We start from the raw sequence: 24635 nt of genomic DNA, 5'->3' as shown, positions 1-24635 counted from the left end.
GTATCTTCCGAAGGGGTTAGGAAGGCCGTCCGCCTTTTCAAATGGTAAGAGTATGTCATTTTAAATCAGAATGCTGTGGCTTTTCTTTTTCATCCAGGCAATCGTATCTGCAATGGTCTGGAACAGATCTCGCGGCTTAAACCCCAGTTCGGCAGTGGCTTTTGTGTGGTCAAACCGGTCATTGCTCTGCAGGGTATACAGGGAATAGCGGGTGTACAGAGGACGGCTTTTTTTCATGCGGCAGATGCCCCCGATGAGAGGTGCTGCCATCTTTGCCATCCACATGGGAAGAACCGGCAGGTGTCTGCCGCCGCTCTGCATTTTAACCATTTTCAGAACATCCTTTATCTCATAATGGCGGTTGGAGAGAATATAGCATTCCCCTTTCCGTCCGCGCTCTAAGGCAGCCAGACAGCCGGAAGCCACATCGCGGACATCCACAAAATCATAGCCGCCGTTTACACAGGCCGGAAGACGTCCCTCTATGTAGTCTGTTACCATCTGTACCAGGTGATTGCCCGAGGTGTCAAAGGGGCCTAAAATTCCTGAAGGATGGACAACCACAGCGTCAAGTCCCTTAGGAACAGCTTCCAGTACCGCTCTGGTTGCCTCCGCCTTTGTCTTGGCATAGGCGCCGACTACCAGGTCAGGAGAGAAATTGGTGGTCTCATGCAGGACTTTCAGTTTATTCTGCTCCGGGATCGCATGTACGGAGCTTACATAGAGAAGCCTTTTTACCTTGTACTGCAGACACATGGCAATTATGTTTTTCGTTCCGTTTACATTGACGTCGTATAACTCCGGGGTCACATCCTCAGCGATAGAGATCATGCCGGCAGCGTGTATGACGGCCAGGCTGCTGTGTCCGGTATTTTCAAAGAAGGGTCTTAAGCTTTCCGGGTTCCGTATGTCTCCGTGGAAATACCGGACACCGCGGATATCCGGCTCTGCCTTTTCCGGGAGCAGCAGTCCTCTCACAGGAAGATTCTGTTTTTTCAGCAGACGGATAATAGTGCTGCCCAGGTGGCCGTCTGCGCCTGTAACAAGATATAGTGTTCTCATAAGGAAACATCTCCTTTTTGGCACAAATATTTTATACGCATTCTGAAACCGGAATGTAAACGCAGTTGAATCTCTTTCTATTATTAATTATAATGAGAATATAACAGGAAAACAATCGGCAGATTTGAGCCATTTGGATGGTTTTTGAACAGTTCAGGCAAAAAGTGTCGGGCATTTGAGAAAGGAGGCCGTTCTATGGGGAAATCGGGCGACCAGAGAACCAGAATGACAAAGCAGCTTATCAGGAAAGCATTTATGGAACTGCTTCGCGAAAAACCCATACACAGCATCTCCATAAGAGAGCTGTGCGGTCTTGCAGGTATAAACAGAGGGACTTTCTATGCGCATTATAAAGATATTTATGACCTGCTGGAGCAGATAGAGGAGGAGATGACCAGGGATATTGAAAGAGCGTTGGAGCCGCTTCTGTCAGTGGAGAACAGGGAACTGACCCCGCTGAAGATCACTACGGAGATATTCCGGTGTCTGAAGGAAAATGCGGATCTCTGTACCGTGACGCTGGGTGATTACGGGGATAAAAACTTTGCTGTACGGCTTCTGAGCCTCGGACGGGAAAAATGCGTGGAAGCCTACTCCCGATTCTTTGCCATGGCGTCTCCGAAGGAGATCGAATATTTTTATGCGTTTGCCAGTGCGGGATGCATCGGCCTTTTGGAGGAGTGGCTGAGGGAGGGCATGGTGACAGGGGCGGAAGAGATTGCTGCCATGGCTGAGGATATGATGATGTATGGGGTCGGGTGTTTGAAAAAGTAGAGAAATACACAGGAGAGATTGTACATGGTGCAGTCTCTTTTTTGTATGTATTACAGTACAATTTTACAACTGTCTTGTCAGATGTAAAGGAAAGTTGTATAATGTTAAAAATTCGTAAAATCGAGGAGGAGAAACCGTGGATTCCATTTATCGGGAAATCGAGGAACTGAAGAAAGAAAAGGATGCAGTGATTCTTGCCCACTACTATGTACCGGGTGAGGTGCAGGCATGTGCGGATTATATTGGAGATTCTTTTTATCTGAGCAAGATTGCCACAAAGCTGGATGCCAGTACCCTGGTCTTTGCGGGGGTAACTTTCATGGGGGAGAGCGCAAAAATCCTGAACCCTGAAAAAACCGTACTCATGCCGGACACCACAGCGGATTGTCCTATGGCCCATATGGCGGCTGCCGGTAAAATTGAAAAAATGAGAGAAGAGTATGAGGACCTGGCAGTTGTCTGCTATATCAATTCCAGTGCCGCACTGAAGACATACGCAGACGTATGTGTGACTTCCTCAAACGCGGTTGAGATAGTAAGGAAACTTCCAAATAAGAATATCTTTTTTATTCCGGATGAAAACCTGGGCAGCTACGTGGCAAAACAGGTCCCGGAGAAAAATGTGATTCTCAATGACGGTTACTGTTATGTACATAAAGAAGTAAAGAAAGAGCAGGTGGAAGAAATAAAACGCTGCCACCCCGGTGCGGAGTTTCTGGTGCATCCGGAGTGCACAAAGGAAGTGCTGGAGCTTGCCGATTATGTGGGCAGCACATCCGGCATCATTGACCATGCCACAAAAAGTGACAAAAAAGAATTTATTATCGGAACAGAAAACGGTGTGCTGTACGAACTGCAGCAGAAGAATCCGGACAAAAAATTCTATACACTGCCCGGCGGACAGACCTGTACATCCATGAAAAAGATAACCCTGGAAAAAGTGCGCGACTGTCTGAAATACAACAAAGGAGAGGTAAGTGTGGATGACAGCCTCCGCAGTAAGGCCAATGTGCCTCTGAACCGGATGCTCGAGACCGCAAAGTAGTGTAACCCGCACTGCCTTTGTGAAACGGCAGGCTGCGGATGGAAAGAAGGTTTAGGAGAAAATGAAAAGAGAAAAAACAGATATCGTGATCGTGGGAACAGGTGTTGCAGGGCTTTTTGCAGCCCTTCACCTGCCAAGAGAGAAACAGGTTCTGATGCTGACGAAGGATGACCTGGAGAACAGTGATTCTTTTCTGGCTCAGGGAGGCATCTGTGTGCAGCGGGATGAAGAGGATTATGAGGCATTTATGGAGGACACCCTGAAAGCCGGACATTATGAGAACAGGAAAGAATCCGTGGATATGATGATCCGTTCCTCCAGAGCAGTGATAGAGGAGCTGATTGCCTGTGGTGTGGACTTTAACCGCAGAGACGGGGAACTGGCTTATACCAGGGAAGGTGCCCATTCCAGGCCGAGAATCCTGTTTCACAAAGATATCACAGGAAAAGAGATCACAAGCAGGCTGCTGGAAACAGTCCGGAAACTTCCCAATGTAAAAATTTTGACACGGACAACAATGATTGATATACTGGAGGAGAATAACCGGTGTTACGGTATTGTGGCACGCCGGGAGGACGGCAGTATATTTGGAATCACAGCCCGGGATACGATTTGGGCCTGCGGCGGAATCGGCGGGCTTTATGAACATTCCACCAATTTTCCCCATCTGACAGGAGATGCCCTTGCCATTGCGCTGAAGCACGGTGTTGAGCTGGAGCATCCGGATTACGTGCAGATTCACCCTACAACCTTATATTCCAAGAAACCGGGCCGCAGATTCCTGATATCGGAGTCCGTGCGCGGGGAAGGTGCGAAATTATACAATGCCAATATGGAGCGTTTTGCCAATGAGGTGCTTCCCCGGGATATCCTGGCAGACGCCATCCACAGGCAGATGGAGATAGACCACAAACCCTATGTGTGGCTGGATATGCGTCCCCTCGGGGAGGAAGAGATCATGTCTCATTTCCCCAATATTTTTGAGCGCTGTCTGGAGGAAGGGTATGATGTGAGAAAGGAATGTATTCCTGTTGTGCCTGCCCAGCATTATTTTATGGGCGGTGTAAAAGTGGATTTGGACAGCAGGACTACAATGGAAAATCTTTATGCGGCAGGAGAGACAAGCTGCAACGGCGTTCACGGTGCAAACCGCCTGGCCAGCAATTCCCTGCTGGAGAGTCTGGTGTTTGCAAAGCGTGCGGCTTTGCGGATCTCAGAGCGTGAGCAGCAGGAGAATGGAGAAATATGCCGGGAAAAGGCAGCCATGCTTCTGACGAAAGCGGAGAGAGAAGGCTTTCCGAGGCAGGAAGAGCTTCAGAGGATGTACGGAGAGAGCGTTTTGAAAGAAATCGAAAGGGTGAAAAAAGCGGTATGAATCAGATTACAATGAAATTAAATGCAGACCATTTGATCATGCAGGCTCTGCAGGAAGATATAACCAGTGAGGATATTACCACCAATGCGGTAATGCGCGGGGCATGCCCCGGCGAGGTGCAGCTGATCTGTAAGCAGGATGGTGTGATAGCCGGACTTGATGTTTTTAAAAGAGTCTTTGAGCTTCTGGATGAGAAGACAGAGGTGGAGTTTTATGTAAGTGATGGTGACCGGGTGAAAAACGGTCAGCTTATGGCAACGCTTCACGGAGATATCCGGGTACTTCTCTCCGGTGAGCGAGTTGCCTTGAACTATCTGCAGAGAATGAGCGGGATCGCCAGCTACACAAGGCAGATCGCAGATCTGCTTGCAGGCAGCAAGACAAAACTTCTGGATACCAGAAAGACAACACCGAATATGCGTGTTTTTGAGAAATACGCGGTAAAAGTGGGCGGCGGATATAATCACAGATACAATCTGTCGGATGGTATTTTATTGAAAGACAATCATATCGGGGCAGCAGGAAGTGTGACAAAAGCTGTCAAAATGGCAAAAGAATATGCTCCTTTTGTGCGCAAGATTGAAATAGAGGTTGAGAATCTGGATATGGTGAAGGAAGCCGTGGAAGCAGGGGCTGATATCATTATGCTGGACAATATGACACCGGAGATGATGAAGGAGGCCATCCGAATCATTGACGGAAGGGCTGAGACGGAGTGTTCCGGCAATGTGACCAGGGAGAATGTGGAAAGGCTTGTATCTATCGGCGTGGATTATATTTCCAGCGGGGCGCTGACTCACTCCTCACCGATTCTTGATATTTCCCTGAAAAATCTGCATCCCGTGTCCTGTTAGCATCAGGTGCAGCGGGCCGGCTTTGGGAGAATGAATGGAAGTACCGCAAAGGACAGCGAGAAAGGAATAAGTGAGGATGAACGGCGAAAAACGCAGACAGGAAATTTTAGAATATATCAGGCGCAGCCCGGAACCTGTTTCCGGCACGAAGCTGGCACAGCGGTTCCAGGTCAGCCGCCAGGTGATTGTGCAGGATATTGCACTTTTGCGGGCGCAGAACCAGGATATTCTTTCCACACACCGGGGGTATGTGTTCCATGCCCCGGTGTTTGCGAGCCGTGTGTTCTATGTGTGTCATAAGGACAGTGAGATTCTGGAGGAGCTGAATCTGATCGTTGACTGCGGAGGCAAAGTGGAGGACGTGTTCATACGCCATGAGGTTTATGGACAGCTCAGGGCTGATCTGTCTGTTGATTCCAGAAAGAAGGCGGCTGAGTTTGTGAGAGGCATACAGGGAGGACAATCCAGTCCTCTGAAGAATATCACTTCGGGCTATCACTACCATACGGTTCTTGCAGACAGCGAGCAGACCCTGGATGAGATAGCGGAAGAGCTTTTTAAACGTGGTTTTCTGGCCGAGGCGGGAACCAAGATATCGTAACCGGAAATATCAGGAAAAGAGGCAGAGAGAAATGCGGGAACAGCTGACAGAGAGTGACGTAAAGAAAATCCAGGAGGAAATCGAATACCGGAAGCTGGTGGTCAGGAAAGAAGCCATAGAGGCTGTCAAGGAGGCCAGGGCACAGGGGGATCTGAGCGAAAACTTTGAGTATTATGCGGCCAAAAAGGATAAGAATAAAAACGAGAGCCGTATCCGGTATCTGGAAAGAATGCTGAAGACTGCCGCCATTGTAAAAGACAATTCAAAGAGCGATGAAGTGGGAATCAACAATGTGGTGGAAATTTACTATGAGGAGGATGACGAGACCGAGACTTACAAGCTGGTAACGTCCATCCGGGGCAACTCTCTTGACAATAAGATCAGTATCGAATCGCCCCTAGGAAAGGCCATCCGCGGACACCGGGAGGGTGACCGGGTTATGGTGAAGGTAAATGATGCGGTGAGTTATCCGGTTGTGATAAAAGCGATTGTTAAGACAACAGAAGATGAAGAGGATCAGATCAGAAGTTTTTGAGGACATGGAGACATGCCCTCTTTTTTTGAATGAAAAAAGAGTTTACTCCTTTTTCTGCAAGGGGAAATGCTTTATAATGTGAAGTATGCAGATGTGTGTCCGGGAAAGGGCAGTCTGTGAGAGAATTTGCGGCAGAATCGGAAAGAGAGGAATGTAAGTATGAATCAGGCAGAAGAAAAATTATTCAGGTGTTTGGAAAGTGTGAAAAAGAGAACAGATTTTAAACCGGAGGTGGCTCTGGTACTGGGGTCCGGACTGGGGGATTATGCGGACGGTATTCGGATCGAGGATACTGTAGATTATAAGGATATCGAGGGATTTCCGACCTCCACGGTGGAAGGACATAAGGGGAGATTTGTATTTGGTTATGTGGGGGAGGTGCCTGTGGTGATCATGCAGGGGCGTGTCCATTATTATGAAGGATATCCTATGACAGATGTTGTGCTGCCGGTAAGGCTTATGGGACTTTTGGGAGCGAAAAAGCTGATTCTGACCAATGCGGCAGGAGGAGTGAATTTTGATTTTGATCCGGGAGATTTTATGCTGATCCGGGATCATATCACCACCGCTGTGCCGAGTCCTTTGATCGGGCCGAATATGGATAAGCTGGGGCCGAGGTTCCCGGATATGAGTGAGGTCTACAGTGTAAGGATGCGTAATGTGGTGAAGGATGCGGCAAAAAAGCTGGGTATTACACTGAAAGAAGGCGTTTATATGCAGTTTAGCGGGCCGAATTATGAGACGCCGGCGGAGATTCGGATGTGCAGAGTGTGGGGCGCTGATGCGGCTGGGATGAGTACAGCCTGCGAGGCTATGGCTGCACGGCATATGGGAATGGAAGTCTGCGGGATTTCCTGTATTACGAATCAGGCTGCGGGGATGGGTGCGAAGCTGGATCATAAGGAGGTGCAGGAGACGGCGGACAGGGTTTCGCGGGAGTTTGCGGGGTTGGTGACGGAGGTTATTGAGAGAGTTTAGCTGTAGAAGGATAAGAGGTGTGGCATTTGGCGGACGGCGAAAGAGGCGGCACGGCAGGAGCGGGAGGGGGAGATACAGCCTGGCTCCTGGCTGCGCTCCCCTCAGCTAACTTGCTCCCAGCTGCTAAATTCGTCAGCATGGGCTTCCTCATTAATCAGCTGGGGCAAGTGGATCTTCGGCTCGCTCCGCTAAACACTCGCCAGCCTGTATCTCCCCCTCCCGCTCCTGCCGCACCGCCTCTTTCGCCTGGGGGTGGAATGCGGGAAGGTTATCTGTACAGAGTTGGGATGGGGGTAAAAGGCTGAGGGGAATAGGTGGTAACCTTGGGGTATGTGGGGAGAAAACAGGGGAATGTGGTGGGGAACTGCGGGGTTAGGGGAGGATGGGGGGGAGGGTCAGGGTGGTTTGGGTGCCTTTGGGGGTGCTGGTAATTTGGAGGCCATAGGCGGGGCCGTAGTGGAGGCGGATGCGTTGGCTGCAGTTTTGGAGGCCGTAGCTGGCGGTGGGGACCAGGGTTTGGGAAGCCAGCAGGCGGTTCAGTTCTTTCAGGCGGTCCGGGGGGATTCCGGGGCCGTTGTCTTTTAGGATTATCTTGATCGATTCTTTGTATTCCACGGTTATTGTGATTGACAGGGGTGTAGGTGATGAGGCGAAATCTCCGTGTATGATGGAGTTTTCTACTATGGGCTGCAGTGTGAATTTAGGGATTCCGAAGGAGGATGCCTGGCCGCTGCAGCTTATTTTCCATGTGATCTTTCCGTCATAGCCGGCCTGTTCGATTTGGAGGTAGGCTTCTATCATGCGGAGTTCCTGTTCGATGGTAATGATGTCTTTTCCTTTGCTCAGGGAGATGCGGTAAAATTGGGACAGGGACTGGATCAGGCGGCAGGCAGTCTCCTTTTTGTCCATGAGCATGCATATGCGTATGGTATCCAGGGAGTTATATAGAAAATGCGGATTGATCTGTTCCTGAAGTATGGTAAACTTTGATTTTTCAATTTCCAGCTCATGCTGTCTTATGGCGGTATTGAGTTGTGTGTTTTTCTTGAATAAATTGCTGAAGGTTATGATTATGGAGTCTATTTCATCACCGGGGGTATTGTCATTTACAAGGGTATCCAGGATGGCTTCAGCGGCGCTGGCGGATGCCAGGTCTTTATCAGGGATGTTATTGATGGTACTGGAAAAGTATTTTATGCGTTTGGACAGGGTGATGGGGAATATGATGACGGCAATGATGCATAAAAGTACAGTCAGTGAAAAGACCAGCAGATAGCCTGCAAGAAGGGCCTGGTTTACAATTTTACTGCTCCCTTTTGACGATTCAAAAAGATAATACCAGTCCGTATATCTGCTTTTTTTTAGGATTTGGAAGCGGGCGTCTTCGGAGGAGAATACTTTGTCTTGTTCGCAGATGTCCGGCGGATTGGAAAGGGTCAGGTTTTCAGTGCTGCTGTATAGAGGAGTGGATGCAGAGTCCAAAAGAGTGAGGGCAGTTGTATCCGCTGTGGGAGACAGGATGCTTTTCATGGTGCTGGGCAGGTCTATATCGATATAGTAAACAGCAATGATGGTTCCGTTTATATTTTTGATCGCTTTGTAAAAGCTGGCTGTGCCGGCAGAGGAAACGTCAGCCGGGGACACCATTTTCAGGCGGTTGACACCGGAGGATTCAGAGGCGATTTGATTAAGGACAGTGGAATCCAGGTCTGTGAGAGGAAAAAAATGAAAACTGTCACCATCGGTGAATGGAAAATAGTCAGAGTATATTCTGATTTTCTTTACATTATAGACATACTCCAGGCTGGTGACATTGGCGCGCAGGGACTCAAAACGCGACAGTGACAGGGATGAGATATCTTTTGAGGCGTTATCGGGAGTCAGTGAGGAGGAGAACAGGGAAGAGAGCGCGTTCTGCATATCAATGATCTGACCAAGACGAGCCTCTATCTGCTGTGCTTCCAGGCTGGCGTCGGAGATTAGTTGATTTATGGTTTCTTTTCTCAGATAGCTGTTGATAATAAACATGGCTATGGTAATGGAGAGAAGCAGGGGAATCATGGACGTTAGAATAAAGGCAGCAGTCAGCTTGGAACGGAAAGTTGAAAAATGTTTATGAAAGGATTTTTTGAATTTGTTCATAATGACCTCCGGTTGATTCTGTATTGAAAATATTATAGCAAAATTCATGAGAAATAAAAACGATTTATGTAAAAGTGGATATGAAATATTAAAAAATAGATAATAAATTGTATGATTTTTATAAATGGATGTGATATCTTAATATTAGCTGGACAAGCGGTACTATTTACAGATTCTTTTGCGCAGGAGATTCTAAAAGCAGAAAAAGGAGTATGGTATGAAGAGAAGAAATTGGAGAAGAAAGATGGCAGCAGGGACTGCTGTGTTTATGATGGGAACGATGCTTTTATCAGGATGTACTTCTGCGGAAGAAGATGCTGGTGCAGGAAAACAGGAAGCGAAACAGGAAGAAACAACCCAGGAGACGGAGATAACCGTCTATACCTCAGCGATTAATGATGATGAGTATGGACAGGAGTTTAAGAAGATGGTGGAGGACAGCCTGGAATTTAAAGTTAATTTTGAGGCAGAACCGTTGTTGTACGCGGATACGGTAAATAAAGCGACTACTATGCTGGCTTCAGGCGATGATTCCGTAGATGTGTATTATATTGATGAGATCATGCAGCTTTCATTTATGAGCGCTGACTTTCTGGAGCCTATTGATGACGTGATTTCGGAAGAAGATTTAAATGAATTCATGGATGGGTATGCAGATAAGTTCTTAAAAAAGGATGGTCATGTGTATGGCGTGCCGGCTGATTTTGGAGGTATCCTTTTCTTTGTGAATAAGAAGATGTTTGATGAAGCGGGAATCGCCGTCCCTGCCAACCAGGAGGAATTTATCGAAGCGGCGAAAGCACTGACAAAGGACGGAAAGTACGGACTGCTGGAGGCCTGGGACAAGGCTTCGCATCTGCAGGATAATCTGAATCGCTGGTGTCTCATGTTTGGCGGAAATTTCTATGACTGGACGCTGGACGGGACGAAGGAAGCAATTAAATTTATGTATGACTTAGTACATACCTATGGAGTCACAAGTATTGATAATCTGAGCGTAGATTATGAAACCGGAAACCAGAAATTTACAGATGGAAATGCAGCCATGTATTTTCAGTGGGCGTCTGCATCCTCATCCTTTGCGGAAGCAGGAAAATACGGTGATGAGATTATCTGTGCGCCAATGCCTACATTTGTTACCAACAAGACACCCATGAGTTCCTGGATGTGGGTGGTGAATAAAAATTCTTCCAAGAAAGAGGCAGCAAAAGAATACGTGAAATTCATGGCAACGCCTGAGGCGCAGGCGGCTTATATGAAGGCAACCGGAAAGTTTTCACCAACAGCGAATCTGAGTGTGTGGGATGATGCGGAACTGACAAAGGGCCTTCTGACAGTGGAAGAACATAAGTCATATGTGGAGGACAACGCATTTGAGGCCAGAACGTTAAGTGAGAGACACAGTGAATATATGGATACGGTAACAGGAACCCTTCAGGAATATCTCATGGATGAGATCAGTTATGAGGAATGCCTGGAAAAAGGACAGCAGCAGATTGATGAGCTATTAGGCAAAAATTAAGGCGGATGGAGGCTGTAGTATCTGCAGCCTCCGTTTTGAAAATATTTGGAAGAGGGGAATGCAATGTTGAAAAAACTGACGCTCACAAAGCGGAAAATTTTATTTGCATGGATCTGTATTCTTCCGGTTCTGCTGATTCGGGCGTGGACAACCATATATCCGGTTGTGACGATGTTTTACTATAGTCTGCTGGACTATGATCTGATTCGGAGAACAAAAAAGTTTGCAGGTCTGCTGAATTTTAAGAAACTCACCACGAATAAACAGTTTTTAGAGTCTTTATCTTTTACACTGGTTTTTACTGTGGTTTCCTTACTGGCGATCATTGTACTGGGAATCGGACTGGCCCTTTTGCTAAAACAGAATTTCGGCGGAAGAAAGCTGATAAGGACTATCGCTTTGATTCCATGGGGACTTTCCATGATCGTTGTATCTATAGCGGCTCTTTGGGCTTTTGATGATACGTATGGAATCATAAATGATTTGATAAGAAGAATAGGGTTTGCAGGATATCACTTTAACTGGCTCTCAGATAAATCGGGAGCACAGATATCCGTTATTATCGTGAATATATGGAAGAATGTATCCTTCTTTGGAATTATCATGCTGGCAGCATTTCAGGGAATACCGGGGGAACTGTTTGAGTCGGCTAAGATTGACGGGGCTAATGACTGGAAGATATTGTTTCATGTATCGCTGCCCTATGTTATGAGAACTTTTATTATAATGATCATTTTCATTGGTGTTTCCCAGATCAACAGCTTTGAAATCGTATATGCAATGACAAAGGGAGGGCCGGGCACATCCACATCCCTTTTAGCTTACAGGCTTTATATGGAAGCGACAAAAAATATGAATTACGGAATGGCGTCTGCGATCACTGTGGTCATGTTTTTAGCGACTGCGCTTTATGGAGTCGTGGGGCTGTCGATTTACAGAAAAGTGGACTATTAAGGGGGGGATGAGTATGAAAATGTCCGGAAAGAAAAAAGTATTCCTATGGGTTTTGACTATCCTGGTGGGATTTATTATTATGTGGCCTGTTTACTGGATCATAAAATCCTCTTTTACACAGCAGGTAGATCTGTTTAAATCACCTATAGAGTACAGGCCGATTCATCTGACGCTTGATAATTACAGGCAGTTGTTCCAGGCGGCAGGACTTACGGAATATCTGAAAGGAACGATTATCATTACAGCGGTTTCCCTGGTCTTATCCGTTTTTCTATGCGCGCTGGCCGGTTATGGATTTGCGAGATGTCAGACAAAAGGGTTAAATGCAGCATTTGCCTTTATCATGTTTTCCACCATGATACCAGGCACGGTAACGGTTATTCCTCTTATGACATTGTGGCGTCATCTGGGGCTGAGCGATACATTTGCAGGACTGGTGATTTTGTATTTTTCTATTTTGATCCCGTTTTCAACCATCATGTATTCCGGTTTCATCAGTCAGATACCGCCCTCTCTGGAGGAGGCAGCCAGAATTGACGGGGCGACTATGGCAGGAGCTTTTGTGAGGATCATACTTCCCCTGCTGAAACCGATCATGGCAACCCTGTGTATTATTAATTTTATCACATGTCTGAATGAATTTTTTACACCGTTAATGTTTACTACTAAAAATGTGAAGGTGATGAGCCTTTTAATGTCATCCATTCCAAAGATGAATCAGTACCAGATGCCATGGGGAGCGATCAGTGCTGCGGGATGTATGATGCTGCTCCCGGCAATTTTGTTTATTGTCTGCTTTGAAAAAAATATTATGGGCGGCCTGATGATGGGAAGTATAAAGCAGTAAAGGATGAAAAATCATGATAAATGTAATGGTGATTGAAGATCGTATCTTAACATTGAATGCTCTGAAAACGCAGGTGAAGTGGGACGAATACGGGCTGAACCCGGTGGGGTTCTATTCTAACTGCCAGGAAGCCATGAGAAGCCTGGATGAATCAAAGCCTGATGTGATAATATCGGATATCGTTATGCCCGGAATGGACGGTCTTAGTTTCTGCGAGTATATTAACGGACTGGGCCGAAATATAAAAATTATCATAATCAGTGCATACAGCAAATTTGAGTATGCGAAGAAAGGGATTCAGCTTGGGGTATATGATTTTTTGGAAAAGCCTGTGGATTATGAATTTCTGAGCCGGCGCATTTTGCAGGCCGGCAAAGAAAAGCATCACGAGGAGCAGGTGCAGCATGTTTATGAGAACAATCACGGCATTTATCGGGAAGCTTTTTTTCAAAAGCTTTTGAAGGACAGTAAAGAGAGCAGTAAGCTGGACCGGGTAGAACTGGAAGAGATTCTGGAATCCGATCTGCGGAAAATGCAGTTTAACTGCATTATGGCGGCAGTGGAAACAGGAAAAAGTGATATCACAGGGGAAGAGATCTGCGCTGAAATCTGCCGCAGCCTGTCTCAGTATTATCAGACCCAGGAATTCTGGGGACCGTTTTTAATGGAGACGGATGTATTCTGCATTGTATTTGGAGAAAAAGAAAATTTTCTTATGAACACACTGGTACATCTGCTGAAAAAGTATATCCGGGATCTGGCAGAAAAAGGTACAGGTGTGGATATCAACGTCGGAATCGGATACTGGGTGGATGATATCAGAAAGCTGCAGTATGCCGCGGATGCTGCTGCGCAGGCACTGGAATATCGTTTTGTCCTGGGGAAAAACCAGGTTTTTCATATTCACGATTATGCAGATAAAGAATTATCAGATTATACGCGCTTTGATTATTTTGAAAAAAAGCTGACGGACGGTCTGACAAGCGGTGATTTCGGAGAAATCGATAAAGTGTGTACTGAAATACGAAATTATATGGAAAAGCATCGGATCAAAAGGTCGTATCTGCTTTTCTTTGTCACTACATTTTTAAGCACGCAGGTCTGTGGTCTTCTTCCTGAGGAGAAAGTGAAGGATTTAATAAGTCTGCAGAAACTAAACGCCATGGTCTATGCCTCAGATATTCTTGAATATTTAGAGAAAATCCTCATAGCTTTATGCCGTGAGATCAGGAATTATACGGCTAAGGATACGACGCAGACGGTTTCTAAGATCAAGAGGTATGTTGAGGAAAATTACAGAGAAGAGGATTTGAGTCTGGGACAGATCGCAAAGGTTTTCAGTATGAGTCCTAATTATATCTGCCGTATTTTTAAAGAACAGACAGGCAGTACCCTGGTGAATTATATCAGCAGTCTCAGAATCCTCCAGGCAAAAAAACTATTGGTAGAGACAGATAAAAAAATAGGAGAGATCAGCAGCGAACTGGGTTATTCCAGTCAATATTATTTTAGTATGGGATTTAAGAAGGCAACCGGATATTCTCCAAAGGAATACCGGAAAATACAGGAATAAAGGAGAATCAGAATGAATGGTAAAAAGATAAAGGTGGGGATTGTAGGGCTTGTTTTCGGAGGCGCTTTTCCGACTATTTACAGAGAACATCCGGATGTGGAGGAGGTGGTCATCTGTGATAAAAATGAGGAACTGCTCAGGGATTTTTCGAGAAAGTTTGGGTTTAGCAAGTGCTGCAGCGATTATCAGGAAATGCTGGACAGTGATGTGGATGCTGTGCATATTTTAACCAATATTCATACACATGCGGATTTGGCAGTGCAGGCATTAAATGCGGGAAAACACTGCGCTGTGACTGTACCCATGGCGACAACGCTGGATGAGATCAGGAATATCATAGAGGCAAAGAAAAAGAGCGGAAAAAACTATATGATGATGGAGACAAGTGTTTATACATATCAGTGCCTGTATGTTAAATCTTTGATCGATCAGGGGAAGCTGGGCCGGATTCAATATTTGAGAGGGACGCATTTTCAGGATATGGAAGGGTGGCCTGATTACTGGAAAGGCCTTCCGCCGCTGCATTATGCAACGCATGCGGTGTCGCCGCTGTTGTTTTTAAGCGGACAGAGAGCAGCGAAGGTACACTGTTTCGGAAGCGGAACCATGCGGGATGAGCTGGTTCAGAAATACGGAAATCCTTATCCGGTGGAGACAGCGGTCTTTCAGTTGGAGGATGGGAAGACTTCCGCAGATGTCACACGTTCTTTGTTTGAGACGGCCCATGAGTATGTGGAGGGATTCAGTGTCTTTGGGGATAAGATGTCTTTTGAGTGGAATTTTGAGGAAGAAGATCCTTATGTATATGCTTTTGAGGAGGGAATGGCAGAGACGAATATTGGCAGCAGGGGAAGAGTAATTAGCAGGCAGGAGGTGCATTGTCCGAATAGGGCGGAGATTCTGCCTGAGGAGATCAGAAAGTATACTACGGAATTTGCCATTCTGGACCCGGATAATCCTGATATGTATATGAAGCAGGGGGGCGGTCATCATGGATCTCATCCGCATTTGGTGAATGAATTTGTCAGGAGTATTGTGGAGGAGAGGGAGCCGATGATTGATGTGTATACGGCTGCTGATTGGACGGCTGCGGGGATTTGCGGGCATGAGTCGGCCATGAGAAATGGGGAGGGGGTTGTGATTCCGGAGTTTAGGTGAAAATGAGGGGATATGGCATTTGGCGGACGGCGAAAGAAACGGCGCGGCAGGAGCGGGAGGGGGAGATACAGTCTGACTCCTGGCTGCGCTCCCCTCAGCTAAACACTCGCCAGCCTGTATCTCCCGCTCCTGCCGTACCGTCTCTTTCGCCTGGTGGTGGAATGCGGGAAGGAAATCCGTGCGGGGTGGGGACTTGTTTTTTGTCTATCTGTTTAGTAGTTTCCAGGTATCATTTTCTATAAGGATTGCCTGATTGTCGGTAATTATTTTCAAATCTAATGTGGTTGCGTATTTTTTAATTATTTTTTCTGCAGCTTTTCCTAATTCCCAGTTTTTGTAGTGGGGAACTACATAGAATTCAATTAAATCAAGGCCGGTGTAGTCTTTTAAATCAGGGGCTTTTTCCGGTTTGTCCATTTCAGCGCTGTAGCGGATATCAGGAGCCACTGCGATCGCGCCGGCGGATTCGCCGATGTATAGCTTTCCATTGTTTATTTCCTTGATGAGCAGTTTGTCTGCGCCGGTTCTTTTTAATTCCTGAAGAAGGAAAAAGGTGTTGCCGCCTGATATATATATGATATCGTTTTTCTCCAGTTTACTTTTTATTGTTTCATAAGATGAACTGGAGATTTCTAATTCTTCTACTTTAAGTCCCATCCTTTTCAGACGCCATTTGCCTATTTTTACAAAGAAACCTAATTTTTCTGCAAGACTTGCGGTGGGGATAAAGGTTACGGTCTTATTTTTCAGATTTGGTTCAATTGTTTTTAATATATCCCCAACATTTTGAAACATGGAGACTAAAAGCATTCTTTTCATAGGGCATCCTCCTGCAGTGTAGTATAAGTCTGAGTATACTACAGCCGGGGAAGGCTGACAATGTCTTTAACATAATGAGGGAATAAATATGACATACTATGTCATGTTTTTTATAGTATACTGTTTATAATCAAATGAAAAAAAGAGGTTACTTTATTTAACCGGGGAATAATTGTTAATAAAGAAGGTTCAGATGACAGACAGCCGTTTATTAGCTTAATAAACTATGGCAGTCTATGACGGTCCTGATCCGGTCCCAAAAATGAACGGGCAATATAGATCATATTTAAGAAGAGGAGAGAAATGAAATGGACGTAATTACTTTGACAAAGGAAAATCTTGAAAAAGAGCATATCTGCTGTGCAATTTCCAATAATAAGGACTGTCAGGTGGCAGCCAAGAAAGCGTGGATCGCCCGGCAGTTAGATGCAGGACTGATGTTCAAAAAATGTGATGTCCGGGGAAAATGTTTTATTGAATATATTCCCGCGGAGGAGGCATGGGCTCCCATATTAGCGGAAGGCTATATGTACATTGACTGCCTGTGGGTTTCCGGAAAATTCAAAGGGCAGGGATATTCCACCCTGCTTCTGGACGAGTGCATCAAAGACAGCAGGGCCAAGGGCAAAAAAGGTCTGGCAGTTCTTTCATCACCCAAAAAAAGGCCCTATCTCTCTGACCCGGACTTCCTCAGATATAAAGGCTTCCAATTGGCGGATACAGCAATGCCGTACTACGAACTACTATACCTGCCTTTCGATAAAACTTCCGGGAAACCGCAGTTCAGAGAGCAGGTAAAAACACCACAATCAGAGCAGAAGGGCTTTGTTCTCTATTACAGTCACCAATGTCCGTTTACGGCGAAATACGTTCCTCTCATCGAGAGTCTGGCCAAAGATAAAGGCGTACCCTTCCAAACGATACGCTTTGAATCAAAAGACCAGGCGCAAAATGCCCCATCCCCATTTACCACATACAGTCTCTTTTACAACGGAACCTTTCTTACAAACGAAATACTATCCGAAAAGAAATTTGAAAAAATTCTCTCAGAACAAAATCTATAACTCCACTCTCACAAGCCGCTGCCGGGAAAACCGTAAGCGGCTTCTTTACCCAAAATACTTTATGCTTTCGGCAAATTAAAAACTCTAACCAAAACCATCTCAAAACTAAATAATTATTAATTCTATCAATAACAACCACAAACACTAAAAAATAAGATCAATTAATATTACTATAAATATCAACACTTATATTACTATTATTATTTCAACAATACATTTAAAATCTCCAACCTTAAAAATACCGCTCAAAAATAAACCCATAAAACCCACAAGCACGAAACCACGAAATCAGACTTACCAAACAAATATCCTGTACAACCATGTTATCAGACAACGATTCCCCTATCGTCACTAAACCGCACAGTTCAAGAACATCCGCCCTGTATATTCCGCATTATATCCCAGGTGAAGGAGGGGCATAGGGAAAGGGATTCAGTAGGTTTAGTGGAGCGGCGGGCAGATCCACCTGCGGCAGTCACTTAATGAGGAGGCCTCATCCGACGAATTTAGTGAATGCCAGCTGGTTAGCTGCCCACCAGCGGAACGTCGGATGAATCCCTTTCCCTATGCCCCTCCTTCGCCGTCCGCATATGCCAAAATCCCCCCCCCATATTCTATTCTCTCTTAAATAATGAAAATTTTACACAGATTTTACAAAACCCCAATAAAAGATTTTACATACCTCCCCTACAATAAGGAAAGAATAAAAGGTAATAAGTATGCCTTGCTACAAAAGGAAAAGGAGAAAAAGTATGGATTTCTTTAGTATTTTGACCTTAATCGGCGGTCTGGCTTTGTTTTTATATGGAATGAATGTCATGGGTGACGGTCTGGCCAAGGTATCAGGCGGCAAAATGGAGAGGATTTTGGAGACACTGACCTCAAATCCCCTGAAAGCCGTAGGCCTGGGCGCTGCCGTAACCGCAGTCATCCAGTCATCATCAGCAACCACCGTAATGGTAGTTGGCTTCGTCAATTCAGGCATCATGAAACTCTCTCAGGCAGTTGGCGTTATCATGGGTGCCAATATCGGTACAACAATTACATCCTGGATTCTGAGTCTTTCCGGAATCGAAAGTGACAATTTTTTCATACAGCTTTTTAAACCCTCCACATTCTCACCCGTTCTGGCCATTGTTGGCGTTGCCTTCCTTATGTTTGCCAAAAGTGAGAAGAAAAAAGACATCGGCATGATATTTATCGGATTTGCCGTTCTCATGTTCGGTATGGACAGTATGAGCAACGCAGTGAAGCCGCTGGCGGATGTACCTGAATTTACAGGGATTCTGACACAGTTTTCCAACCCGATTCTCGGTATGATCGCCGGTACCATTCTGACGGCAGTGATCCAGAGCTCCTCCGCGTCAGTGGGTATCCTGCAGGCCCTCTGCGTAACCGGTGCAGTCAGCTTTGACGTTGCCATTCCCATTATCATGGGCCAGAACATCGGTACCTGCGTAACAGCACTTCTCTCCGCTGTAGGAGCCAAGAAAAATGCAAAGCGTGCTGCCATGGTGCATTTATACTTTAACGTGATCGGTACAGTTATCTTCATGATTCTGTTCTACACCCTGAATTCCTTCATCCATTTTGGATTTATGGGACATGCGGCAAACGCGGCAGGCATTGCAGTGGTACACACAACATTTAACGTATTTGCAACTGTGCTTCTGCTTCCTTTCTCCAGAGGCCTGGAGAAGCTGGCAAAACTCACGATCCGCGACAAGGAGGAGGAGACAAAACCGGCTGTACAGGATGTGCAGACCCAGCTTCTGGATGTGCGATTCCTGGATAAACCGGCATTTGCCATGGAGCAGAGCCGTCATGTAGTGGATAAAATGGCAAAAGAGGCCCAGGATTCTCTGCACACTGCGCTGTCACTCATTGACAGATATGATGAGATGAAAGCGGAAGAGGTGGTGACCCTGGAGGACCATGTGGACCGCTATGAGGATGCCCTCGGAACCTATCTGGTGAAACTGAGCCAGAAGGATTTGAATCAGAAGGACAGCCACGACTTGTCCATTATGCTCCACTGCATCGGGGACTTTGAACGAATCTCTGACCATGCGGTAAATATTATGCAGTCCGCAAAAGAAATGTATTCAAAAAATATGAAATTCTCCGATAAGGCACTGCAGGAACTGCATGTGATCGCCAAAGCGGTTGAGGATATCTTTGACTCCGCATACAAAGTATTTGCTGGACAGGATCAGGAGATGGCCAAAAGTGTGGAACCTCTGGAACAGGTGATCGATGAATTGAATATGGAGCTGAAAAGCCGCCACATCCGCAGGCTGAGAGAAGGTAAATGTACCATAGAACAGGGATTTGTCCTCTCGGATATAACCACCAGTCTGGAGAGAATAGCAGATCACTGCTCCAACATTGCAGTCTGTATCACCCAGGTGCCTGAGGATACCTTTGACACTCACAGCTACCTGGAACATATGAAGCGTGAAGACAACTCGGAATTCCAGAGAGTGATGGAACTCTCCCGCAGCCGTTACCAGCTTCCATAAATTTTTCTTGTGCGCTCCCGAAAAAATGCGTATACTGTCTATAGAATGAGATGGGCAGAGAAGGGAGCGCATATGATTTATTGTGTGGAAGATGAAAGAAATATTCGGGAACTTCTTGTATATACATTAGGGACCACCGGATTTCAGGCCAAAGGACTGAGTGACGGAAAAGAGCTCTTCACAGCATTGGAGGATGAAATTCCGGAACTGATTCTTCTGGATATTATGCTTCCCGGTGACGACGGATATGCTATATTAGAAAAATTGAAAAAGGAGCACAGGACCAGGGATATTCCCATAATCATGGTGACAGCCAAGGAGGCGGAATATGACAAGGTGCGGGGACTGGACGGAGGGGCTGATGATTATATCACAAAGCCCTTTGGCATGATGGAATTCATCTCCCGGGTCCGGGCTGTGCTGAGAAGAAGCAGTAGGCAGACACAGGACAAGATCCTGCGCTGTGAAAATCTCTCCGTAAATGTGGACCGCCACGAGGTAATGGACGGACAGCGGAGAGTGGAACTGACATTGAAAGAATTTGAAATGCTCCGCTATCTGATGGAGAATCAGGGAATCGTGCTGAGCCGCGACAGGCTGCTGGAACATATCTGGGGATATGACTTTGACGGTGAGACCAGGACAGTAGATGTACATATCCGGACACTGCGGCAGAAACTGGGCGACTGCGGCAACCTGATTGAGACCATCCGGGGAGTGGGATATCGGATTGGAGATGGAAGATGAAACAACGTATACTGAACCACGTGGGAATTATGGTGGTTCTTTCCGTGATACTGACCTTTATTGCGGCAAGCGCTGTTATGTACGGAAAATATAATCATTATATGAAGCAGGATGTGAGGAATGAGGCCGAGTACATCCGCTACGCGGTGGAGAATACGGGGAAGGAATATCTGAACAAAACAACAGGTGACCTGACTACCAGCCGCATTACCCTGGCAAAGCCTGACGGAACGATCCTCTATGACTCAGAGAAGGACGCATCAGACCTGGAAAATCATAAGGACAGGCCTGAGATCATTGAGGCCAAGAAGGAGGGAACCGGTGAGGTCGTGCGGTTTTCCCAGACTCTTTCAAAGCAGACTTTTTATTATGCGGTCAAATTAAATGACGGCAATATTCTGCGTGTAGCTAAGACGACGGACAGTGTTCTTTCCACCATGCTTTCCAGCTTTACGCTTCTGGGACTTCTGCTGATCGCAATACTGGCGTTGGCATTTTTTGTGGTGGAGAAGCAGACGCGGAGGCTGATCGCGCCAATCAATGAGCTGGATCTGGAGCATCCCCTGGAACACGTGGCTTATGAGGAGCTGCGGCCTCTTTTAAACAGGGTGGATGAACAGAATGTGCAGATCGCCAAGCAGGTGGAAGAGCTGAAGCAGGCTGAGATGGTGCGCAGGGAATTTTCTGCCAATGTGTCCCATGAGCTGAAGACACCGCTCATGTCCATATCCGGTTACGCGGAGATCATGCGGGACGGGCTGGTACAGACCCAGGATGTACCGGAGTTTGCAGGCAGGATATATGATGAGGCCAGCAGGCTGACCAGCCTTGTGCAGGATATCATTGAGATATCCAAGCTGGATGAGAGTAAAAATATGCCGTTTGAGGACGTGGATCTGTATGAGATGACGCAGGATATCTGCCAGACACTTATGCTTCCCGCAAAGAAGAAGCGTGTGACTGTGCTCATGGAAGGAAAGAGTGTATCCATACAGGGAGTCCGGCATGTTCTGTATGAAATGCTGTATAATCTTGTGGATAACGCCATCAAATATAATAAAGAAGGTGGATATGTGAAGGTTTTGCTGGCACGGGAAAAGGACGGTGTGCGGTGGAGCGTAGAGGATAACGGGATAGGGATCGCAAAAGAAGAGCAGGAGAGAATATTTGAGAGGTTTTACCGGGTGGATAAGAGCCATTCGAGGAAGACCGGAGGGACCGGGCTTGGGCTTTCTATTGTGAAGCACGGGGCAGCGCTGCATCATGCTAAGATTGTGCTGAATAGTGAGCCTGGGAAGGGAACGAAGATTGTGCTGAGGTTTTAGCAGCGGCGAGGAGGCCGGGGAGACCTGCGGGGTGTGAGTATCCTGCAGGCCTCCCCGGTTTCGCTTTTGGAGCAGCACTTTGATGGTGTAAAGAAAAAATTATTGGTTTTTCCTGACAGTGATGTCACCGCTGGTGGTTTCAATGCGGAAGTGGTTTTGTCCGGACTCGTAGGTTAAATGGGAGTCGGAACCGGTGGCGGGAAAGTCGGTGTGGATGTCGCCGCTTATGGTGTCGTAGTCAAGGGTGAACCCAGGATTGTCCGGGATATTGATAAGTATACTGCCGCTGGTGGTGTCTGCCTGGATCTTCTGAGGACAGATATCGGAGAGGACACGGAGATCTCCGGAGACGCTGTCATGCTGAATATCGTTTATGGTGCCTTCCAGATTTACACTGCCGCTGGTGGTATTGGTGACAGCAGAGGTGGTAACGATCAGGGCAGTGGAATCCAGAGAGCCGCTGGTGGTGTCTGCAGTCAGGGTGTCAGTTTTTATGTTTTTCAGAGTGATGTCTCCGGATACACTGTCCAGGTACAGTTTTTCTGCTTTCAGATTTTCCAGGCTGAGGTCCGATGAGACACCGTCTACCACAATCTCCCGGAAGGAGGCGGCATATTTTTTCGGAATCTGGATCTCCAGTTTTTTGGAGAGGCCGTTACTGAAGGTGGAGATCAGATTTTTGGTGGCACCGCGGTATTGGATCAGGAGAGTGTCATCTTTTAAATAATAATGGAGTTGTTTGTCTGCGCTTAATTTCTGGCGGCTGGTTTCATTAACAATCAGTTTGTCAGTGTCTGCGGTGGTGAGGGTGACGCTGCCGTCAAGCCAGTCTACATTTATATTCTTGATTTTATCTGCGGGAAGTTTTGCGGGGCCGGCTGTGTATTTACTGCTTTCCGGGTAGCTCCAGCCGCCGGTTTGAAAGGGTGTGAAGTGCCATCTTTTGTTGAGGCCAAGTATGAGTACAGCTATCAGAGCCACAGCAATGATGGACCAGCAGATTATGCGGATGACCGCGGATGTTTTTCTATTCATGGCTTACCTACTTTCTCAGCTCAAAAGCTGCTCGGATGATGGACTGAACCGCAGCGGCGATCAAAAAGATGATCCAGGTCACATTCCAGCGCATGGTGCTGAAGCTGATGATCAGGTAGAGGACTGTGGCAAGAGTCCAGACAGCACTGTTGACAGCGCGGAAGGTCTGACGGCTGCCGCTGTTGTATTCCTGCCATTCTCTGAAATCACCTATAATGGTCCCGTCATTGGCGGCATAGCGGGGACGTGTCATGTGGTTATAGATAAGAAGCCCCGTGGCAGTGGCGATCATAAGGAACATCAGGCATACGCCGATGATGTCATAGCCCACGCTGTCGGCAATAATGACAGGTAATACACATAAAATATAAAGCATAATGGATGTGGAAAACAAAAGGGCAGATTTCCGTTTTTGCTTTATATAGGTTTCCTGGTCCTGGCAGGGGTGTGGAGTATAGCCTGCAGTCAGTCCGGACAGCAGTTCGTCCACGTCGCCTACACTGGCTACGGAAATATTGAAGGCCGCTTCCGGGCTTTTGCCTTCCGCCAGAAGGTCATGATATTTGTCTATGAGGTTCTGCAGAATCTCTTCTTTCAGTTCCACTGCCTGTTTGGTAGGGGGGATTTCTCCGAATAAATCATCCATATATTCTCTGAGTCTATTTTCCATCTGCTGCATCCTCCTTTTTTGATTGGATCAGGATATCAATTAATTGTTTCGCTGTATCCCACTCCTCTTTCAGACGTTCATAAGTCCGTTCTCCCTCCGGGGTAATGGAGTAGTAACGCCGGCGGGCTCCGGTCAGTTCATTGCCCCAGTAGGAAGAAATACAGCCGGCTTCCTCCAGACGCCGGAAAGCAGTATAGAGGGTGGCTTCTTTAAGTTCATACTGTTGACTGGTCTTTCTCTGTATCTCTTTATTGATCTTGTATCCGTAGCTGTCGCCTTCCAGCAGATGCGCCAGTATAATCGTATCGGTATGGCCGCGAATCAAATCAGAAGCGATTGACATATAGCATACCTCCTTTTCTTAGCTACATTAAAGCATATATATACCTCGCCTGTCAAGGTATATTTAAAATTGAAAAAACTACCTTTGTGAAATGCTTTTTTTCTGCGCATACTATCATTGCAGAGAAAAATTTGATGGATTTTGTCAAAGAATGTCTTTGTTTATGAAAGGAGACGATGATATGGAACAGCAGCATTTGGCAATTGCCTCCGTTCCCATGCAGAACTGGGAGACACTTTATGACTGGGATCAGGCACTGGCAACAGGAACTATTTTTCCGGGACTGAATAAGCCATTTTTCGTGCTGGAAGAAAACTCTTTCGAGACTGAGTTTAAGCCGGACGAAAATGCGTCACCCGAGCAGCAGGAAAGAGAACGTCTGATGAAGGAAATCAGTGCGCTGAGTTTTGCACTGGACGACACCGTCCTGTATCTGGATACCCATCCGGAATCCGCTGAGGCCATGGACCTTAGGAAAAATCTCATTGAACAGAGAAAAGGACTTCTGAAAGAATTCGATGAGAAATTTTATGCTTTAACAAAGGATTGTATTGGCTGCTGGGGCGAAGGTCCCATGCCATGGGAAGGAGCGTGTATCTGATGTGGACTTATGAAAAAAGACTGCAGTTTCCGGTAAAGATCACGAAAACATGTCCAAAAACTGCACAGCTTATTATCAGCCAGTACGGC

The 24635-nt window shown here is 46.4% G+C and carries 23 protein-coding genes and 1 pseudogene; 18 read left to right on the top strand and 6 right to left on the bottom strand.

All coding sequences use genetic code 11. The annotated features are described in order from the left end of the window. Positions 1-60 precede the first annotated feature (60 nt). Positions 61-1062: an NAD-dependent epimerase/dehydratase family protein gene (locus V8Q34_RS18610; protein WP_335836091.1), complete on the bottom strand. Its 1002-nt coding sequence runs from the start codon at positions 1060-1062 to the stop codon at positions 61-63. 195 nt (positions 1063-1257) lie between these two features. On the opposite strand from V8Q34_RS18610, the gene V8Q34_RS18605 reads away from it, so the two are divergent. The 7 genes from V8Q34_RS18605 to V8Q34_RS18575 all read left to right on the top strand — a co-directional run bounded on the left by V8Q34_RS18605 (position 1258) and on the right by V8Q34_RS18575 (position 7224). Beyond that, positions 1258-1836, top strand: coding sequence for a TetR/AcrR family transcriptional regulator (locus V8Q34_RS18605; protein ID WP_033140819.1), 579 nt, complete (start codon positions 1258-1260; stop codon positions 1834-1836). A gap of 136 nt (positions 1837-1972) precedes the next feature. Next, a complete protein-coding gene (nadA, locus tag V8Q34_RS18600; RefSeq protein WP_335836090.1) occupies positions 1973-2881 on the top strand; it encodes a quinolinate synthase NadA in 909 nt (302 codons plus the stop codon). Positions 2882-2942: 61 nt separating this feature from the next. Further along, on the top strand, positions 2943-4256 hold the full coding sequence (locus V8Q34_RS18595) for an L-aspartate oxidase (protein ID WP_335836089.1): 1314 nt from the start codon (positions 2943-2945) through the stop codon (positions 4254-4256). Then, positions 4253-5110 carry a carboxylating nicotinate-nucleotide diphosphorylase gene (nadC, locus tag V8Q34_RS18590; protein WP_335836088.1) on the top strand — a complete coding sequence of 286 codons (858 nt, stop codon included), beginning with the start codon at positions 4253-4255 and terminating at the stop codon, positions 5108-5110. The genes V8Q34_RS18595 and nadC overlap by 4 nt, the downstream gene beginning before the upstream one ends. Positions 5111-5186: 76 nt before the next feature. Then, positions 5187-5711: a transcription repressor NadR gene (locus tag V8Q34_RS18585; protein WP_335836087.1), complete on the top strand. Its 525-nt coding sequence runs from the start codon at positions 5187-5189 to the stop codon at positions 5709-5711. Between the two features lie 31 nt (positions 5712-5742). Further along, positions 5743-6246: a transcription elongation factor GreA gene (gene greA / locus V8Q34_RS18580; RefSeq protein ID WP_335836086.1), complete on the top strand. Its 504-nt coding sequence runs from the start codon at positions 5743-5745 to the stop codon at positions 6244-6246. Positions 6247-6405: 159 nt separating this feature from the next. Then, positions 6406-7224, top strand: coding sequence for a purine-nucleoside phosphorylase (locus tag V8Q34_RS18575; protein ID WP_335836085.1), 819 nt, complete (start codon positions 6406-6408; stop codon positions 7222-7224). A 372-nt stretch (positions 7225-7596) separates the two neighbouring features. On the opposite strand, the gene V8Q34_RS18570 is transcribed toward V8Q34_RS18575, so the two are convergent. Then, the gene (locus V8Q34_RS18570) at positions 7597-9366 is read right to left on the bottom strand and encodes a sensor histidine kinase (protein ID WP_335836084.1); all 1770 of its coding nucleotides are present in this window, start codon (positions 9364-9366) and stop codon (positions 7597-7599) included. Between the two features lie 217 nt (positions 9367-9583). Between V8Q34_RS18570 and V8Q34_RS18565 the strand changes: the two genes are divergently transcribed. From V8Q34_RS18565 to V8Q34_RS18545, 5 genes are all read left to right on the top strand, one after another. Next, positions 9584-10888: a sugar ABC transporter substrate-binding protein gene (locus V8Q34_RS18565; protein ID WP_335836083.1), complete on the top strand. Its 1305-nt coding sequence runs from the start codon at positions 9584-9586 to the stop codon at positions 10886-10888. Between the two features lie 63 nt (positions 10889-10951). After that, a complete protein-coding gene (locus V8Q34_RS18560; RefSeq protein WP_335836082.1) occupies positions 10952-11842 on the top strand; it encodes a carbohydrate ABC transporter permease in 891 nt (296 codons plus the stop codon). Between the two features lie 13 nt (positions 11843-11855). Continuing rightward, positions 11856-12689 carry a carbohydrate ABC transporter permease gene (locus tag V8Q34_RS18555; protein ID WP_335836081.1) on the top strand — a complete coding sequence of 278 codons (834 nt, stop codon included), beginning with the start codon at positions 11856-11858 and terminating at the stop codon, positions 12687-12689. Positions 12690-12702: 13 nt separating this feature from the next. Then, positions 12703-14262 (top strand): response regulator transcription factor, encoded by a 1560-nt coding sequence (locus V8Q34_RS18550; protein WP_335836080.1) that lies wholly within the window; start codon positions 12703-12705, stop codon positions 14260-14262. Positions 14263-14274: 12 nt separating this feature from the next. Then, entirely contained in the window at positions 14275-15420 is a 1146-nt protein-coding gene (locus V8Q34_RS18545; RefSeq protein ID WP_335836079.1) for a Gfo/Idh/MocA family protein, read from the top strand. A 204-nt stretch (positions 15421-15624) separates the two neighbouring features. On the opposite strand, the gene V8Q34_RS18540 is transcribed toward V8Q34_RS18545, so the two are convergent. Beyond that, on the bottom strand, positions 15625-16239 hold the full coding sequence (locus V8Q34_RS18540; protein WP_335836078.1) for a Type 1 glutamine amidotransferase-like domain-containing protein: 615 nt from the start codon (positions 16237-16239) through the stop codon (positions 15625-15627). 308 nt (positions 16240-16547) lie between these two features. Between V8Q34_RS18540 and V8Q34_RS18535 the strand changes: the two genes are divergently transcribed. The 4 genes from V8Q34_RS18535 to V8Q34_RS18520 all read left to right on the top strand — a co-directional run bounded on the left by V8Q34_RS18535 (position 16548) and on the right by V8Q34_RS18520 (position 21897). After that, complete coding sequence (locus V8Q34_RS18535; protein WP_335836076.1) at positions 16548-17303, top strand: GNAT family N-acetyltransferase; 756 nt, start codon at positions 16548-16550, stop codon at positions 17301-17303. Positions 17304-18055: 752 nt separating this feature from the next. Beyond that, entirely contained in the window at positions 18056-19825 is a 1770-nt protein-coding gene (locus tag V8Q34_RS18530) for a Na/Pi cotransporter family protein (RefSeq protein ID WP_335836075.1), read from the top strand. 72 nt (positions 19826-19897) lie between these two features. Beyond that, positions 19898-20572: a winged helix-turn-helix domain-containing protein gene (locus V8Q34_RS18525; RefSeq protein WP_033140834.1), complete on the top strand. Its 675-nt coding sequence runs from the start codon at positions 19898-19900 to the stop codon at positions 20570-20572. After that, on the top strand, positions 20569-21897 hold the full coding sequence (locus V8Q34_RS18520) for a sensor histidine kinase (protein ID WP_335836074.1): 1329 nt from the start codon (positions 20569-20571) through the stop codon (positions 21895-21897). The genes V8Q34_RS18525 and V8Q34_RS18520 overlap by 4 nt, the downstream gene beginning before the upstream one ends. A gap of 99 nt (positions 21898-21996) precedes the next feature. Here the strand turns inward: V8Q34_RS18520 and V8Q34_RS18515 are convergent, their stop codons facing one another. From V8Q34_RS18515 to V8Q34_RS18505, 3 genes are read right to left on the bottom strand one after another with little or no spacing between them, the layout of a single operon-like run. Continuing rightward, positions 21997-22932 (bottom strand): DUF4097 family beta strand repeat-containing protein, encoded by a 936-nt coding sequence (locus V8Q34_RS18515; protein ID WP_335836073.1) that lies wholly within the window; start codon positions 22930-22932, stop codon positions 21997-21999. 7 nt (positions 22933-22939) lie between these two features. Then, positions 22940-23602 (bottom strand): permease prefix domain 1-containing protein, encoded by a 663-nt coding sequence (locus V8Q34_RS18510; RefSeq protein WP_033140837.1) that lies wholly within the window; start codon positions 23600-23602, stop codon positions 22940-22942. After that, entirely contained in the window at positions 23592-23945 is a 354-nt protein-coding gene (locus tag V8Q34_RS18505) for a PadR family transcriptional regulator (RefSeq protein WP_335836071.1), read from the bottom strand. Before V8Q34_RS18505 ends, V8Q34_RS18510 begins: the two co-directional genes overlap by 11 nt. 181 nt (positions 23946-24126) lie before the next feature. On the opposite strand from V8Q34_RS18505, the gene V8Q34_RS18500 reads away from it, so the two are divergent. Beyond that, entirely contained in the window at positions 24127-24546 is a 420-nt protein-coding gene (locus V8Q34_RS18500; protein ID WP_054353525.1) for a spore coat protein CotJB, read from the top strand. Further along, a pseudogene (locus tag V8Q34_RS18495) lies at positions 24546-24635 on the top strand (manganese catalase family protein); the annotation flags it as partial. The gene V8Q34_RS18500 and the pseudogene V8Q34_RS18495, both read left to right, overlap by 1 nt.

This window comes from Blautia sp. JLR.GB0024, assembly GCF_037000545.1.
Lineage (GTDB): Bacteria > Bacillota > Clostridia > Lachnospirales > Lachnospiraceae > Blautia > Blautia celeris.
The sequence above is the reverse complement of the archived record's forward strand: the minus strand, read 5'-3'. Positions and strand labels throughout refer to the sequence as shown.